At 65.1% G+C, this 16,572-nt stretch carries 10 protein-coding genes; 4 read left to right on the forward strand and 6 right to left on the reverse strand.

Features of this window, described 5'->3' with window-relative positions:
• Positions 1-5: 5 nt before the first annotated feature.
• The 4 genes from AB3147_RS01020 to AB3147_RS01035 form a co-directional block, all read right to left on the reverse strand.
• On the reverse strand, positions 6-647 hold the full coding sequence (locus AB3147_RS01020; RefSeq protein ID WP_175123895.1) for an OmpW/AlkL family protein: 642 nt from the start codon (positions 645-647) through the stop codon (positions 6-8).
• Between the two features lie 203 nt (positions 648-850).
• On the reverse strand, positions 851-2,317 hold the full coding sequence (locus AB3147_RS01025; protein WP_367351243.1) for a glutamate synthase subunit beta: 1,467 nt from the start codon (positions 2,315-2,317) through the stop codon (positions 851-853).
• A gap of 8 nt (positions 2,318-2,325) precedes the next feature.
• Positions 2,326-7,065 carry a glutamate synthase-related protein gene (locus tag AB3147_RS01030; RefSeq protein WP_175123893.1) on the reverse strand — a complete coding sequence of 1,580 codons (4,740 nt, stop codon included), beginning with the start codon at positions 7,063-7,065 and terminating at the stop codon, positions 2,326-2,328.
• Positions 7,066-7,570: 505 nt separating this feature from the next.
• The gene (locus AB3147_RS01035; protein ID WP_175123892.1) at positions 7,571-8,335 is read right to left on the reverse strand and encodes a hypothetical protein; all 765 of its coding nucleotides are present in this window, start codon (positions 8,333-8,335) and stop codon (positions 7,571-7,573) included.
• 238 nt (positions 8,336-8,573) lie between these two features.
• On the opposite strand from AB3147_RS01035, the gene fghA reads away from it, so the two are divergent.
• The 3 genes from fghA to rpoH all read left to right on the forward strand — a co-directional run bounded on the left by fghA (position 8,574) and on the right by rpoH (position 11,252).
• Positions 8,574-9,440, forward strand: a complete 867-nt coding sequence (gene fghA / locus AB3147_RS01040; protein ID WP_367351244.1) for an S-formylglutathione hydrolase — start codon at positions 8,574-8,576, stop codon at positions 9,438-9,440.
• A 97-nt stretch (positions 9,441-9,537) separates the two neighbouring features.
• A complete protein-coding gene (locus AB3147_RS01045) occupies positions 9,538-10,227 on the forward strand; it encodes a hypothetical protein (RefSeq protein WP_105236942.1) in 690 nt (229 codons plus the stop codon).
• Positions 10,228-10,367: 140 nt separating this feature from the next.
• On the forward strand, positions 10,368-11,252 hold the full coding sequence (gene rpoH / locus AB3147_RS01050) for an RNA polymerase sigma factor RpoH (RefSeq protein ID WP_175137069.1): 885 nt from the start codon (positions 10,368-10,370) through the stop codon (positions 11,250-11,252).
• A gap of 358 nt (positions 11,253-11,610) precedes the next feature.
• Here the strand turns inward: rpoH and cpdA are convergent, their stop codons facing one another.
• On the reverse strand, positions 11,611-12,450 hold the full coding sequence (cpdA, locus tag AB3147_RS01055; protein ID WP_218342366.1) for a 3',5'-cyclic-AMP phosphodiesterase: 840 nt from the start codon (positions 12,448-12,450) through the stop codon (positions 11,611-11,613).
• A gap of 197 nt (positions 12,451-12,647) precedes the next feature.
• Between cpdA and AB3147_RS01060 the strand changes: the two genes are divergently transcribed.
• Complete coding sequence (locus AB3147_RS01060; RefSeq protein ID WP_367351245.1) at positions 12,648-15,479, forward strand: cation:proton antiporter; 2,832 nt, start codon at positions 12,648-12,650, stop codon at positions 15,477-15,479.
• Positions 15,480-15,572: 93 nt separating this feature from the next.
• Here AB3147_RS01060 and AB3147_RS01065 read toward each other — a convergent pair whose 3' ends face one another.
• Positions 15,573-16,385, reverse strand: coding sequence for an NUDIX hydrolase (locus AB3147_RS01065; protein ID WP_367351246.1), 813 nt, complete (start codon positions 16,383-16,385; stop codon positions 15,573-15,575).
• Between the last annotated feature and the right edge of the window lie 187 nt (positions 16,386-16,572).

Raw genomic sequence — 16,572 nt, forward strand, 5'->3', positions numbered from 1 at the left:
AGCGATCAGAAGCGGTAACCAACGCCCACCGTGGCCACCCACGGGTCGATGCGCGCGGTGCCGACGCGTTCGCCGTCCAGCGTCACCTTCGACTTGATGTCGATGTAGCGGATGTCGGCGTTCATGAACCAGCGATCATTGATCTTGATGTCCGCGCCCAGTTGCGCGGCCACGCCCCAGGAATCGCCCAGCTTCAGGTTCGAGCCCTTGAGCGCGCCCTCGGCCTTGGTGTCGAAGAAGTGGGTGTAGTTGATGCCGACGCCGATGTACGGCTGGATCATGCTGTCGGGCAGGATGTGCCATTGCAGGCTGAGCGTGGGGGGCAGTTGCTTGGAGGAGCCGATCTTGCCCAGGCCGCCGCTGCCGCTGACGTCATGCTGGAAGGGCCAGGCGCCCAGCAGTTCGATACCGATGTTGCGGGTGGCCATGTAGGCCAGGGTGAAGCTGGGGCGCACGTTGTTGTTCACGTCTAGCTTGACGCTGCCGTCGAGCACGGTGCCATTGTTTTGCGAGGGGCGGACTTGCGTGACGCCGACGCGGAACAGCACGTCGCCCGCTTCGTGGGCGTGGGCGGGAGCGGCAAAGGCGCCGGCAGCGATCAAACCGGCAATGGCGGTGGCGCGGATACGCCCGTTCAGCGAAAACATTTTCTTCTCCGATCTTTCCGTGTGGGGTGAGACGACAGGTTCTCAGACCGCCCCGTCCCCGTTCTTGACGTGTGTCAATTCGTGAAAAGACCGTTTTCAGAAAGTGGTTATGTCGCAACAACTGCGGTTAACCGCAACGCAAAGGCAAAAAAAACGCCGCCGGTGCGCGAGGCAACCGGCGGCGTTGATATGTCGCAATACGATCAACGCGGCAATTCGCTGCTTCCCATCAGGTAGGCGTCGACCGAGCGCGCACACTGGCGGCCTTCGCGGATGGCCCACACGACCAGCGACTGGCCGCGGCGCATGTCGCCGGCGGTGAAGACCTTTTCCACATTGGTGCGGTAGTCGTCGGTGTTGGCGCGCACATTGCCGCGGCCATCGCGATCCACGCCGAACGCGTCCAGCACGTTCTGCACCGGCGACACGAAGCCCATGGCCAGCAGCACCAGATCCGCCTTGATCTCGAACTCCGAGCCTTCGACTTCGCGCATCTTCATCTGGCCGGTGGCGTCGTCCTTGAACCATTCGACGCGCGCGCCGACCAGCTTCTCGACCTTGCCGTTGGCGCCCTTGAGCAGCTTGGTGGTCACCGACCAGTCGCGGTCGCAGCCTTCCTCGTGCGAGGACGACGTGCGCATCTTCAGCGGCCAGTACGGCCACGTCATGGCCTTGTTTTCGGACTCGGGCGGCTGGGGCATCAGTTCGAACTGCGTGACCGATGCGGCGCCGTGGCGGTTGCTGGTGCCGACGCAGTCGGAACCCGTATCGCCGCCGCCGATCACCACCACGTGCTTGCCCTTGGCCAGCGTCTGGTTGGTGAGGCGGTCGCCCGCCACGGCCTTGTTCTGCTGACGCAGGAAGTCCATGGCGAAGTACACGCCGTCGAGCTCGCGGCCCGGCACCGGCAGATCGCGCGGCGTTTCCGAGCCACCGCTCATCACGACGGCGTCGAATTCGGCCATCAGCGATTTCGGCGTGCGCACCGTCAGGCCATCGGCAACGGGATCCTTCGGATCGCCGACGTAGGTCGACGGCGCGAATTCCACGCCCTCGGCTTCCATCTGCGAGATGCGGCGGTCGATCTGGTGCTTTTCGAGCTTGAAGTCGGGGATGCCGTAGCGCAGCAGGCCGCCGATGCGATCGCTCTTTTCGAACAGGGTCACGGAGTGGCCGGCGCGCGCCAGTTGCTGCGCGCATGCCATGCCGGCGGGGCCCGAGCCCACGACGGCGACCTTCTTGCCCGTCTTGCGCGCCGGCACTTGCGGCGCGACCCAGCCTTCGGCCCAACCCTTGTCGATGATCGCGTGCTCGATGGACTTGATGCCCACGGCGTCGCTGTTGATGTTCAAGGTACAGGCAGCCTCGCAGGGCGCCGGGCAGATGCGGCCCGTGAACTCCGGGAAGTTGTTGGTGGAGTGCAGGACGTCCAGCGCGCGGCGCCAGTCCTGCTTGTACACCAGGTCATTCCAGTCCGGGATGATGTTGTTGACCGGGCAGCCGTTGTTGCAGAACGGGATGCCGCAGTCCATGCAGCGCGCCGCCTGCTGCTTGGCCTGATCGTCCGTCAGGTGCAGGACGAATTCGCGCCAGTTCTTCAGCCGCTTCTGCGGGGACTCGGAGGCCTCCTGCAGACGCTGAAATTCCATAAATCCAGTAATCTTTCCCATGGTATCCCTCACGCAGCCAGTTGTTGCGGGTTGGCTGCACGCCACATTTCACCCAATGCGCGGCGGTAGTCCGTCGGCATGATCTTCACGAATTTGCCGCGCGAGGCTTCCCAGTCGCCCAGGATTTCGCGGGCACGGTAGCTGCCGGTGTAGCGGAAGTGATCTTCCACCAGGCGGCGCAGGATGGACTCGTCCGTCTCGCGTTCGCCACCGCGCTGCGCGCTGTGCCAGATGTCGATGTTGTTCAGCGACTGCTGCTCGGCGTGCGGCACGACCGATTCCAGTTCCACCATCGACAGGTTCACACGGTGCTTGAGCGTGCGGTCCGGATCCCAGACATACGCCACGCCGCCGGACATGCCCGCCGCGAAGTTGCGGCCGGTGGAACCCAGCACGACGACGGTGCCGCCGGTCATGTATTCGCAGCCGTGGTCGCCGGTGCCTTCCACGACGGTGGCCGCGCCCGAGTTGCGCACCGCGAAACGCTCGCCCGCCACGCCGTTGAAGAACGCCTCGCCTGCCAGCGCGCCGTACAGCACGGTGTTGCCGGCAATGATGTGGTCGGGGCCGAAGCCGCGGAAGTCATTGGGCGAGCGCACGATGATGCGGCCGCCGGACAGGCCCTTGCCCACGTAGTCGTTGCCTTCGCCCACCAGATCCATCGTGATGCCGTGCGCCAGGAACGCGCCGAAGCTCTGGCCGGCGGTGCCGTTGCACTGGATGTGGATGGTGTCGTCGGGCAGGCCGTCATGGCCGTAGCGCGAGGCCACGGCGCCGGACAGCATCGCGCCGATCGTGCGGTTGCGGTTGCGCACCGGCACGATGAACGACACCTTCTCGCCACGCTCCAGCGCGGGCTTGCTGCGTTCGATCAGCAGGTGATCCAGCGCACCGGCCAGGCCGTGGTCCTGCTCTTCGGTCTGGTGCACTTCGGCGTCGGACACCGTCTGGTGGAACACGCGGGTGAAGTCCAGCCCTTGTGCCTTCCAGTGCTCAACACCCGAACGCATGTCCAGCAGATCGGCGCGGCCGATCAGGTCGTCGAACTTGCGGATGCCCAGTTGGGCCATGATTTCGCGGACTTCTTCGGCGATGAAGAAGAAGAAGTTCACGACGTGCTCGGGCTTGCCCTGGAACTTCTTGCGCAGCGCGGGATCCTGCGTGGCCACGCCCACCGGGCAGGTGTTCAGGTGGCACTTGCGCATCATGATGCAGCCTTCGACGACCAGCGGCGCGGTCGCGAAGCCGAATTCGTCGGCGCCCAGCAGCGCGCCGATGACGACGTCGCGGCCGGTCTTCATCTGGCCGTCGGCCTGCACGCGGATGCGGCTGCGCAGGCGGTTCAACACCAGCGTCTGCTGCGTTTCGGCCAGGCCCAGTTCCCAGGGCGTGCCCACGTGCTTGATGGACGACACCGGCGAGGCGCCCGTGCCGCCGTCATGGCCGGCGATCACGACGTGGTCGGCCTTGGCCTTGGCCACGCCCGCGGCGACCGTGCCGACGCCGACTTCGGACACCAGCTTGACCGAGATCGAGGACTTGGAATTGACGTTCTTCAGGTCGTGGATCAGCTGCGCCAGGTCTTCGATCGAGTAGATGTCATGGTGCGGCGGGGGCGAGATGAGGCCCACGCCCGGCACCGAATAACGCAGCTTGGCGATGTACTCCGACACCTTGTGGCCGGGCAGCTGGCCGCCTTCGCCGGGCTTGGCGCCCTGCGCCATCTTGATCTGGATCTGGTCGGCGGACGACAGGTACTCGGCGGTCACGCCGAAACGGCCCGATGCCACCTGTTTGATCTTCGAACGCAGCGAGTCGCCGCGCTTGAGTTCGACGTCGGCTTCGATGCGGTCGGTGCCCAGCACCGAGGCCAGCGTGTCGCCGTCCTTGATGGTGCTCTTGCCTTCGCGCATTTCGGCGCGGTAGCGCAGTTCGTCCTCGCCGCCTTCGCCGGTGTTGGACTTGCCGCCGATGCGGTTCATGGCAACGGCCAGCACCGAGTGCGCTTCGGTCGAGATCGACCCCAGCGACATGGCGCCAGTGGCAAAACGCTTGACGATTTCCTTGGCCGGCTCGACGTCGTCCAGCGGGATGGCGCGCGACGGGTCGAAGCGGAACTCGAACAGGCCGCGCAGCGTCATGTGGCGACGGCTCTGGTCGTTGATGATCTGCGCGTACTCCTTGTACGTGCGGTAGTTGTTGGCGCGCGACGCGTGCTGCAACTTGGCGATCGAATCCGGCGTCCACATGTGCTCTTCGCCGCGGACTCGGTAGGCGTATTCGCCGCCGGCGTCCAGGTCGTTGGCAAGCACGGGGTCGGTGCTGAAGGCGGCGCGGTGCTGGCGCAGCGCTTCTTCGGCGACCTGGAAGATGCCGATGCCTTCGATGTTGGAAGCAGTGCCGGTGAAGTACTTGTTCACCAGGGCGCTCTGCAGGCCAACGGCTTCGAAGATCTGCGCGCCGGTGTAGGACATGTACGTGGAAATGCCCATCTTGGACATGACCTTGTTCAGGCCCTTGCCCAGCGCCTTGATGTAGTTCTTCACGGCCTTTTCGGGGTCATTCATCTTGCCCAGCGATTCGAGCGCCAGGTAGGGGTGAATGGCTTCGGCGCCGTAGCCGCCCAGGAGCGCGAAGTGATGCACTTCGCGGGCCGAACCGGTTTCGACGACGAGACCCGTGTTGGTGCGCAGGCCGGCGCGGATCAGGTGCTGGTGCACGGCCGACGTGGCTAGCAGCGCAGGGATGGCCACGCGCTCGCTGTCGACCAGGCGGTCCGACACGATCAGGATGTTGTAGCCGCTGCGCACCGCGTCAACGGCGCGCGCGCACAGGGCCGCCACGCGGGCTTCGATGCCCTCGGGACCCCAGGCGGCGGGGTACGTGATGTCCAGTTCAAAGCTGCGGAATTTCTTGCCCGTGACCTGGTCGATGTCGCGGATCTGCGCCATGGCGGCGAAGTCCAGCACCGGCTGGGACACTTCCAGGCGCAGCGGCGGGTTGACGTTGTTGATATCCAGCAGGTTCGGCTTGGGACCGATGAAGGACACCAGCGACATCACGAGCTGTTCGCGGATCGGGTCGATCGGCGGGTTCGTGACCTGAGCGAACAGCTGGCGGAAATAGTTGTAGAACGGCTTGGCGCGGTCCGACAGCACGGCCAGCGGGGCATCATTGCCCATCGAGCCGATGACTTCCTCGCCGCTCGACGCCATGGGCTCCAGGATGAACTTGTAGTCTTCCTGGGTCCAGCCGAATGCCTGTTGGCGGTCCAGCAGCGACACGGCCGATTGCGTGGCCACGGCGACCTGACGCGGCGCGGGCAGCGATTCCAGCTTGATCTGCAGGCGTTCGATCCACTGGCGGTACGGACGGCTGTTGGCCAACTGCAGCTTGATCTCGGCGTCGTCGATGATGCGGCCTTGTTCCAGGTCGATCAGGAACATCTTGCCCGGCTGCAGGCGCCACTTCTTGACGATGCGGTTTTCGGGGATCGACAGCGTGCCGGCTTCGGAAGCCAGGATGACCATGTCGTCGTCGGTGACCAGGTAGCGGGCAGGACGCAGGCCGTTGCGGTCCAGCGTGGCGCCGATCTGGCGGCCATCGGTGAACGCGACCGCGGCGGGGCCGTCCCACGGCTCCATCATGGCGGCGTGGTACTCGTAGAAAGCGCGGCGGCTTTCGTCCATCTGCGTGTGCTGTTCCCAGGCTTCCGGGATCATCATCATCATGGCGTGGGCCAGCGAGTAGCCCGAATTCACCAGCAATTCCAGGCAGTTGTCGAACGTCGCGGTGTCCGACTGGCCTTCGTAGACGATGGGGTACAGCTTTTTCAGATCGTCGCCCAGCACGGCAGACTGCATCATGCCTTCGCGGGCGCGCAGCCAGTTGAAGTTGCCCTTGACCGTATTGATTTCGCCGTTGTGGGCAATCATGCGGTACGGGTGGGCCAGCGGCCAGGCGGGGAACGTGTTGGTCGAGAAACGCTGGTGGACCAGCGCCAGCGCGGACACCGTGCGGGTGTCGGCCAGGTCGCGGTAGTAGCGGCCGACCTGATCGGCCAGCAGCAGGCCCTTGTAGACCACGGTACGCACCGAGGCCGAGGGCACGAAGTATTCCTTGCCGTGCGCCAGATGCATGTTCTGGATGGCGTGGCTGGCGGTCTTGCGGATGACGTAGAGCTTGCGTTCCAGCGCGTCCGGCACCATCACGTCGGCGCCGCGGCCGATGAACAGCTGGCGGATCACGGGTTCGCAGTCGCGGACGGTGGGCGACATGGGCATGTCGACATCCACCGGCACGTCGCGCCAGCCCAGCACAACCTGGCCCTCGGCGCGCACCGAGCGCTCCAGTTCCTGTTCGCAGGCCAGGCGCGACGCCGTTTCCTTGGGCAGGAACACCATGGCCACGCCGTACTCGCCGGGCGGGGGCAGGATGATGCCTTGCTGGCTGAGTTCGTCGCGGTACAGCGTGTCGGGGATCTGGATCAGGATGCCTGCGCCGTCGCCCATGAGCTTGTCTGCGCCGACCGCGCCGCGGTGGTCCAGGTTCTCAAGAATCTTCAGACCCTGCTGGATGATCGCGTGGCTTTTCTTGCCCTTGATGTGGGCAACGAAGCCGACGCCGCAGGCATCATGTTCGTTCTTGGGGTTGTACAGGCCCTGGGCCGAAGGCAGGCCGATGCGGGTCGCATCGATGGCAACTGCCTTGGAGGTGGGACAGGATTCGGTCGGGGTAATTTGGGGCATGGCGCGCTCCGCAGTGGGCCTGCGTCTAATGTTGCAGTGCAGGAGTCGGACAATACCCCCGGCGCAAGTAGGGTGCAACAGGAACAAACGGGGTATGACCCTAATTAAATAGGTGCGCCGTCATAGTGCATGAATATAGGGACACAACAACGGCCGCGCCGTTATTGGCTGTCTCTGGAGCAGATCTTTTGGCGCAGTCACTCGGGCGTCCAAAGCGGTGCAAAATCACGCTATACGTCCCTATTTAAAAGGATGTTTTTTCTGTGCGCGATCAATGTCAGGTGTGGCGAAATTGCACCTTGTCGTCGCGCAGGTCCCGCGATGATGTGAGTCAAGCGCACGCGCGGATCGCGCTTTTGCGGCGCAGATGTCGCCAAGCGCACGAGCAGATCGTGTTTTTGCGGCGCCGACTCCGCGGGCTGCCCGAATGCCTCGCGGCGGCAGCGCGGCACCGCAATGCCCGGACGCAGACAAACAAAACCCGCCGTGATGGCGGGTCGGGGGGTCAGGAGTTGTTGACCGGTGGCGTGGTGGTTGGTGGCGTCGGCGGGCTGGACTCATTGTCCGCGGGCGCCGCGGCCGGCTTCTTGCGGGGCCGGCCACGCTGGCCGGGTGCCACACGCCGGCTGGCCGTATGAGCCAGGCTGGCAATAAAGCTGGGACCGCCCAGCGCCCACTGGCCAGAGACCGCCTGGTCGATGCGTTGGGTTTCCTCGCGCGACAGCCCATCCTGAAGCCGCTTGCGGTAATTGGCCTGCCGGTCGAACGGCGTATTGCCGCAAGCCCAGTAGTCGGCGTGATCGGACTGCCATTGAGCCGGCGCGGCACTGGTGTTGCCGGTATGGCTGGACGCGGACGACCAGGGCCAGGAATCGGGGTCCTGCGAAGCCCCGCTGCGAACCGGATACGTTTCCAGCCAGACCAGCGAGGGCAGCACCCACGCGCCGGGTTCCAGCAGCGCCGACCGGTAACGGCCGGCGAACACCCGCCCGCCGCGCAGCCGCGCCGCAAGATTGCGGCCCAGCGTCTGCATCAGCCGCGGCAGGCCTTCTTCGTCTGCGGGCGTGGCAAGCAGCAGAATGCGGTCGTTGGCGAGGAGCCAGCCGTGCACCGATACGCGGTGCCGCTGGGCCGACTCGCCCAGCCACGTGGCGAGCTGATTCAGGATGTCGGCGGGCGCGGGTTGCGATGGCGCCGCCAACGGCTGAATAAAGTTGGCCTGCACCAGTTGGGGCAGCCCAGGGGCATACAGACGGGGCAGACGGGCCATAGTGTCAGGGCTTGCGTATCAGGAAGAACGGGTTGTCTTCACACACGGTATATAAATAGTGCCACGGTGGGCGCTGGTCAAGTGCCGTGATCACAATCTGAGCGCGGAATCGTATTTTTTTGTGGCGAGCGCTCATTGAGGGGCAGGTTAACATTCGGCGACGGAACGTCGCACCGTGGATTCCCCTAACCCGCCGACGTTTTATCCACCTCGATTTATTTTTCTCCGGAGCAAGCCCATGGCCGCGTCCCTCGAACTCATCTCGCAGCATCGGTGCTTCGGCGGCACGCAGCGCTACTACCGCCACGACTCCACCGAGATCGGCCTGCCCATGCGGTTTTCTGTGTACGTGCCGCCGCAGGCTGAGCACGGCCCGGTGCCGGTGCTGTTCTACCTGGCGGGCCTGACCTGCACCGAAGAAACGTTCATGATCAAGGCCGGCGCGCAGCGGCTGGCAGCGGAATTGGGCGTCATGCTAGTGGCGCCCGACACCAGCCCCCGCGGCGCTGGCGTACCCGGCGAGGACGAAAGCTGGGACCTGGGCACCGGCGCCGGCTTCTATGTCGACGCCACCACGACTGCATGGCGCGATCACTACCGCATGTACAGCTACGTCACGCAAGAACTGCATGGCATCGTCACCGGCGGCGCACTGCCGGGCGACGCGTCGCGCACCGGCATCTTCGGACACTCCATGGGCGGCCACGGCGCGCTGGTGCTGGCGCTGCGCAATCCCGGCAAGTTCGGTTCGGTCTCGGCGTTTGCACCGATCGCGGCGCCCAGCCAATGCCCGTGGGGCAAGAAGGCGTTCGGCGCCTACCTGGGCGCGCAAACCGAAGACTGGGCGGCCTACGACGCGTCCGCCCTGATGCGCGGACTGCAGCAGCCCTTCCCCGGCGGCATCCTAATCGACCAGGGCGAAGCCGACCAGTTTCTGGCTGAACAGTTGTATCCCGAGGTATTCGAGGCGGCCTGCGCCGCCGCCGGACAGCCGCTCACCCTGCGCCGCCAGGCCGGCTACGACCACGGCTATTACTTCATCTCGACGTTCATCGAGGATCACATCCGGTTTCACGTCGAACGGCTTGGAAAACCGGACGCCTGAAGACGCGCTTCTATACTGGGAAGCCTGCCGCGGCGGGTGGCGGCTTCCTGCGCCCGCCGCGCTGTACGACGCGGCGGCTTGAATAGGAACGCCTGATTTGATCAACGGAATTGCTCCCTTCGCCTGGATCCTGCTGGGCGCCGTCATCGTCCTGTTGCCCGGCATCGTCATGCTGCTGGGCAGGGGTGGTCCCCGCGACGAACGCGGACGCCGCATGTTCCAGTTCCGGCCGGTGCGCCGGGCGTGCGGCCTGCTGCTGGTTTGCCTGGGATGCGTATCGGGCCTGCTCGCGCTGTCGCTGGTGCAGTTCGTTCGCCTGACTACCGACCAGCCGGTCGCCCGCATCGACATCCGCCAACAGGCCGAGGGGCAGTTCCAGGTCAATGCCAATGCGCCGGGCATCGGCGACAAGCAATATGTACTTTACGGCGACCAGTGGCAGATCGACGCCCGGGTCGTGCGCTGGAAACTGCCGGCACTCATGGCCGGCGTGCCGCCCCTGTATCGGCTGGAGCGCCTGTCGGGCCGCTACAGCGATGCCGCCCGCGAAGCGACGGCCACGCGCTCGGTGCATCCCCTGGACGACTGGCCCGCGCCGGACCTCGGATCCTTAAAGAAAAGTTTTCCGAACTGGTTCCCCTTTGTCGATGTCCAATTTGGCAGCGGCGCCTACATGCCCCTGTTCGACGGGGCCCGTTACCAGGTCTTCATGGACCCGCGCGGCGCGCTCTTCATCCGTCCGGACGGCGAAGCCACCGCCGAAGGGCTGAAGCGCCTCGGGTGGTGAACCGCCCCGGCTCCCGAATAAACGGGGACGCGTCACGGAATTGAAACTTTGACGCGTCGCAACAGTCGAATTAGCACTCCTATTACTTGAGTGCTAACATCGAATTCATGTCGTTTTCTCGCCATCCGGAGACCCCCGCTATGAAGCAACCCAGTACCTCGTTGACCGCCTCCGGCAACGCTCTGGCGTTGGCCATCGCCAATCCGGGCGCTCTCGGTACGATCGACGCTTATATTTCCGCGGTCAACCGCCTGCCGGTGTTGTCCGCGGATCGCGAAACGGAACTCGGCCGCCGCCTGCGCGACCAGGAAGATCTGGGCGCCGCCCGTGAGCTGATTCTTTCGCACCTGCGTCTTGTGGTGTCCGTGGCCCGTCAGTATCTGGGTTACGGCCTGCCCCACGCCGACCTCATCCAGGAAGGCAACGTCGGCCTCATGAAGGCCGTCAAGCGTTTCGACCCCGAGCGCGGCGTGCGCCTGGTGTCCTTCGCGGTTCACTGGATCAAGGCCGAAATCCACGAATACATCATCCGCAACTGGCGGCTGGTCAAGGTGGCCACGACCAAGGCGCAGCGCAAACTGTTCTTCAATCTGCGCAGCATGCGTCCCGACGGCCAGACCCTGGATCCCGAACAGGTCGACCACATCGCTCGCGAGCTGAACGTGCGCAACGAAGACGTGAGCGAAATGGAAGTCCGCATGTCCGGCCGCGACATGTCGCTGGAAAACCAGGACGACGACGACGACAGCTACGCGCCGATCGCCTACCTGTCCGACGAAGGCCGCCAGGAACCCACGCGCGTGCTGGAGCGCGCTGCGCGCGATCACCTGCAAAGCGCCGGCCTGACCACCGCGCTTGAAGCGCTGGATCCGCGCTCGCGCCGCATCGTCGAAGCCCGCTGGCTGCAGGACGACGGCGGCGCCACCCTGCACGAGCTTGCGCAAGAGTTCGGCGTGTCGGCCGAACGCATTCGCCAGATCGAAGCGGCGGCGCTCAAGAAGATGCGCGGCAACCTCGCCTCGTGATTGCTGTCCCGCGCATAACAAAGGCCGCACATTGCGGCCTTTTTCTTTGGCGTCTGACATTGCGCGCCGCGTTCAACAGCCGGCCGATGACAATGGGACGGCCAATAAATTGATACAAATTCGGGGGCAAATTTTCTGCGTTCGCAGAAACTTAATGAGGAAGGCGCCGCCTAACTTCATGTAGACCGCGAACTTCGGTTAGCAGTCTTGTCATCCGTCTCGGCTTCTCCTCTTTCCCCTCCCCTATGAGACGGATGCTTACGGGGCACCTAGCATATCGGTGCCCCGTTTTTTATGCGCGCTCGGAACGCAGCGCCCATAAAAAACGGCGCCTGTTTCGACGCCGTCCTCGGACAGATCAAGCCGCGCGCGCGCTGTCTGGCGGTTGCAGCGCGGAGTGCCACAGCGCGTCCTGCACGCGGCGCACGCCGGTCGCCATCGATCCATCCTGATAAAGCTTGATCCACCGGTAGCCCGGCGCCATGTTGTCGACGATGTGCTTGCCGTCGCGGATGCTGAACTGAAAGCATGTGGACGGCGTGGCCAGCATGCGCAGGTTGTGGCGGCGGCGGTCGAACTCGTGGTGCACATGGCCCCACAGCAGCACGCGCACCTGCGGAAACCGTGCAAGCAGTTTGAAGAGCGCCTGCGGGTTGTCGATCATCATCGAGTCATGCCAGTGGCTGTCGATCTGCATCGGGTTGTGGTGCATCGCCACCAGCGTGTGGCGGTTGGGCGCCTGGGCCAGCGCCGCTTCCAGCATGTCGAGTTCACTGTTGCACAGATGGCCGGCGTTCGAGCCGGGCACCGTCGTGTCCAGCGTGACGACGCGCCATGCGCCCACGTCCGTCACCGGCATCGACCAGTCGGACAATTCCTGGCGCAGGACGGACGGTTGATCGTGATTGCCCGGCAGGCAACGGATCGTTGCACGATCCAGCGCGGCCGATTCGGACAGGATACGCGCAAAGCGCTGGTAGCCCGCGGCCTCGCCATCCTGCGACAGGTCGCCGGTGGCGAGCAGCAGGTCGGGATGTTTGCCATCGGCCTCGATCTGGCGCAGCACGGCGCGCAGGCTCGCGTCGGTATTGACGCCCAGCATCGACGTTTCGGGCTCGCCGAACAGATGGCTATCGGTCAACTGGACGAGCATCGCGGGCGCGTCGTGGCGCCGGGTCAAGGTGTGGATGCGTGCCACGTGCCGCTCCTGCAAAAGTTCGCGTGATGCCACATTACCCAAAAAACATGGCGCGGCACGTTTCGCAAGCGTCCATTGGGGTAACGAAACGTGCATTCTCCACGATTCCCGTCACGTCCCGACCGCGAGCGCCGGAAAAAAGCCGCTATTCTTGTGGAACTTTCCACACGCACTACGATCGGGACGCGGCGCTACCCATGGATGTTGGTTTTCTTGTATTTGGTCTTGCGGGCCTGCTCACGCTGGTCTGCTTCATGCCGCCTCTGGCCGGCCGCGTCAAGCTGCCCTATTCGGTGCTGCTCGCCATCGTTGGCTGTCTGCTGGGGATCGTGATTCACGTGCACGGCTGGGCGCCGGCCTGGATCGGCGACTTTCTCGATTCGCTGGAGCGCTTCGAGATCTCGTCAGAGACCTTCCTGATGGTGTTCCTGCCGGTGCTGCTCTTTGAGACGGCGCTGTCGATGAACGTGCGGCGTCTGATGGACGACATCGGTCCGATCCTGATGATGGCCATCGTGGCGGTGGTTGTCTGCACGGTTGTGGTCGGCGTGACACTGGACGCCATCTCGCCCTATGGATTGGTGGTGTGCCTGCTGCTCGGCGCCATCGTGGCCACGACCGACCCGGTGGCGGTGGTCGGCATCTTTCGCGAAGTGGGCGCGCCCAAGCGACTGACGACGCTGGTCGAGGGCGAGAGCCTGTTCAACGATGCGGCGTCCATCGCGCTGTATTCGGTGCTGCTGGCGGTGTTGAGCGGCAAGGGCGAATTGTCCGTCAGCGGCATCTTCAACGACTTCATCGTGCACTTCATCGGCGGCGGCGTGGCCGGCTTTGCGATGGGGCGTCTGGCCTGCTTCCTGTTTGCCTGGCTGCGCGGCTTTCCTACCGCCGAGATCACGCTGACCCTGACGCTGGCCTACCTGTCCTTCTTCATCTCCGAGCATTACCTGAACGTCTCGGGCGTGGTGGCCACGGTGATCGCGGGCCTGGTGGTGGGCTCCACCGGCCGCACGCGCATGTCGCCGACCACCTTCGAGCATCTGTCCAGCGCGTGGGAGCAGTTTGGCTTCTGGGCCAACTCCCTCATCTTCCTGTTTGCGGCGATGCTGATCCCCAAGCTGATGGCGGCGGCCGATTGGCAGGAACTGGTGCTGGTGGGCGTGGTGTTCGTGGTGACGCTGGTGGCGCGTGCGATTGTGGTGTTCGGGCTGCTGCCGCTTTTGGGACTGACGCGGCTGGGCACCAAGGTCAGCAATCCGTACAAGGTGGTGATGCTGTGGGGCGGCCTGCGCGGCGCCGTGTCGCTGGCGCTGGCGCTGGCGGTGACCGAACAGACCGGCGTGCCCGAAGAGGCGCGCCAGTTCATTGCCGTGGCGACGACGGGCTTCGTGCTGATGACCTTGTTCGTCAACGGCATCAGCCTGCGGCCGCTGATCCGGATGCTGGGGCTGAACCAGTTGTCGCCCGTCGAGCGCACCATCCGCAACCAGGTGCTGGCCGTGGCGCTGGAAGACCTGCAGGGCAAGACCGAGGAAGTGGCCAAGGCCGAGCATATCGGCAACGAAGTGCGTGACCGCATCCGTGCGGTGTTCGACGCCAGCCTGGCCAGCGTGCACGACGGCCGGGTCAGCCAGATGACCGACGAGCAGCGCGTGGCCGTGGGCTTGGCGATCGTGGCGCAGCGCGAAGAGGAAATGTTCTTCGACATCCTGAAGGCGCAGATCGTGGACTGGCGCATGGCGGAAACGCTGCTGGCGCGGGCCGAGCGGCTGGAAGACGCCATCCGGCTGGGCGGCGTGGAGGGCTTTGAGCGCGCTATTGCTGCCGACGTCCGCTATTCGACGGGCTTCCGGCTGGCGCTGCGGCTGCATTACGTATTCGGATTCCAGGGATGGCTGGCGCGCGAGCTCGGCCAGCGCTTTGCCAACCTGATGAGCAAGCGGTCGGTCGCGCAGCGCCTGATCGGCTTTGCTCGTGAGCAGATCACGCCGCTGCTGGGCGAAGAGGCCACGCAGCGCATCGTGTCGCTGCATCAGCGCCGCCTGGACCTGATCGAGAACGCGATGCAGGCGCTGAACCTGCAATATCCGTCGTACGCCCAATGGCTGCAGGAGAGTTACTTGGGCCGCGTGGCGCGCGAGCTTGAACGCATCCGCTACCGCGACATGCTTGAGCAGTTCCTGATCAGCGGCGAGGTCTATGCCGACCTGACCGAGCAACTGAAAAGCCGCTGGGCGCACATCGACAAGCATCCCCCGCTGGACATCGAAATGAGTGCGGCCGAACTCATCAAGCGCGTGCCGCTTTTTGAAGGCCTGTCGCCCGACTCCCTGCGCGCCATCAGCAAGCTGCTCAAGCCGCGCCTGGCCCTGCCCGACCAGCGGGTGTTGACTAAAGGGCGGCACGGCGAGGAGATGTGCTTTGTAGCGTCGGGCGCGGTCGCGGTCCATCTGCCCGACAACACCATGATCGAACTGGGCAGCGGCGAATTCTTTGGCGAACTGGGCTTGCTAGGCGAAGAGCAACTGACGCCGGACGTGACATCGCTGGGGTACAGCAAGCTGCTGATGCTGTCTTCGCGCGATTTCCATGCGCTGCTGGCCCGCGACGAAAACCTGCGCGATCGCATTCAGGTCGTGGCCAAGCAGCGTCTGCGGGCGATTGAAGTCTGGAAGCAGTTTTCGCAGGCTTCCGCGGCGGCGGCGGCCACGCCCGCGCCGGTGGCGGGGCCTAGCTCCGCGCAGGCGGCCGAAGCGGCGGAAGCGGCCGGCGCAGGCGGTCCGCCGGAAGGCGAGGACCTGCGGGCGGCGCGTGAACTGCGCGGCGAGCCGGCTGACGGCGGAGAGATTCCGGGCGCCAATGCGTCGGACGCCGGTGCCCCTGGTGTCAAGGCCCCGGTTGCCAATGCACCCGTTGCCAGCGCGCCGGACGCCAATGCCCCGGACGCGAACGCCCCGGGCGCCGATGCGCCGGGCGCCGCTGCGCCCAGCGGCCCCGTGCTGGGAACGCCGGAACCAGCGTCCCGCTAGCCGCACTCTGCCGGGCGCGCCACCGCGCGCGTGCCGGCAGTTTCATTTGAGGGTGACTGGGCCCGCCCCGTGGGCGTGGCCCGATCCAACGATTCAGATCTTGATGTCGCCGGCGGCCTGGCGCCGCATGATGTCTTCGACCAGCACCAGGGCCGCTTCCAGCGTGAACTCGCCTTCGGCGATATGGTGCAAGGCCGTCGCGACGTCGACGGTGGCGATTTCCATGACCTCGCCATCACGGTTGGCGGGCCGCGCGTCCGGAGCAAGGATGCACGTGCTGGTCAGCACATCTTCCACCTGATAGCCCTCGGGCAGCCGGCGGTGGATGCGCAAAATCGTGCGCAGCGGCGTGCGGCGCGCGAGGTCGGGTTCGTCCAGGCCGGCTTCTTCGCCGCATTCGCGCACCAGCGCCAGTTCCAGATCCTCGCCCCTTCCTGCCAGTCCGCCGACCAGCGTGTCCCACATACCGGGATCGGTCGACTTGCTGAGCGAGCGCCGGGCGACCCACAGCTTGCCGTCGGGCGTCCACGCATTGAGATGCACGGCCTTGGTCAACAGACCGAGCGGCCGCACGGCGGCGCGTTCGATGACGCCCAGCGGCTCGTCGCCATCCAGAACGTCCAGCAATTCATCGCGCCAGCCGCGCAGGCAGTTGGCTTGGCGCAACAGTTCCGCGGCCTGTTCCAGCACGGCGTCGAGCGCATTGCCGGGGGCAAGGCCTTCGCCGATGCGCAGCGCCGTGTCGTCCGCGTGCGTTTCCGGTGCATCGCGCAGCGCATCGCAGGCTGCGTGCGTGGCCCAGCCGCAGCGGCGCCCCGCTATATATAAAGCGCGCGCGCCTTCTGGGGCGGGCTCCTGCGCGCGGGCGCACAGGGCGGCATACAAATCGGGCAACTGCTTTTGCATCGTGGCGCCAAGGAGATGAGGTTGCTGGCGATTTTAAGCCACCCGGTTTACGGCCCGTAGTCAAGGGGCGAGCGCACATGGGGGCGGGCCGCATGAATTCAAGAGCACTAAATTACATCTGTTTGCGCGTCCGCTATAATCCGCCAGTTTCTTTGTGATTTCGAGAGGGAACGACAGGGCCGCTCTA

Origin of the sequence: Achromobacter animicus, from assembly GCF_040775605.1 — a bacterium.
GTDB classification, from domain to species: domain Bacteria; phylum Pseudomonadota; class Gammaproteobacteria; order Burkholderiales; family Burkholderiaceae_B; genus Achromobacter; species Achromobacter animicus.

Excerpts from the sequence above, each read along its gene's own strand:
- AB3147_RS01020 (WP_175123895.1), bottom strand. The coding sequence starts at position 647 with ATGTTTTCGCTGAACGGGCGTATCCGCGCCACCGCCATTGCCGGTTTG.
- AB3147_RS01025 (WP_367351243.1), bottom strand. The coding sequence starts at position 2,317 with ATGGGAAAGATTACTGGATTTATGGAATTTCAGCGTCTGCAGGAGGCC.
- AB3147_RS01030 (WP_175123893.1), bottom strand. The coding sequence starts at position 7,065 with ATGCCCCAAATTACCCCGACCGAATCCTGTCCCACCTCCAAGGCAGTT.
- AB3147_RS01035 (WP_175123892.1), bottom strand. The coding sequence starts at position 8,335 with ATGGCCCGTCTGCCCCGTCTGTATGCCCCTGGGCTGCCCCAACTGGTG.
- fghA (WP_367351244.1), top strand. The coding sequence starts at position 8,574 with ATGGCCGCGTCCCTCGAACTCATCTCGCAGCATCGGTGCTTCGGCGGC.
- rpoH (WP_175137069.1), top strand. The coding sequence starts at position 10,368 with ATGAAGCAACCCAGTACCTCGTTGACCGCCTCCGGCAACGCTCTGGCG.
- AB3147_RS01060 (WP_367351245.1), top strand. The coding sequence starts at position 12,648 with ATGGATGTTGGTTTTCTTGTATTTGGTCTTGCGGGCCTGCTCACGCTG.
- AB3147_RS01065 (WP_367351246.1), bottom strand. The coding sequence starts at position 16,385 with ATGCAAAAGCAGTTGCCCGATTTGTATGCCGCCCTGTGCGCCCGCGCG.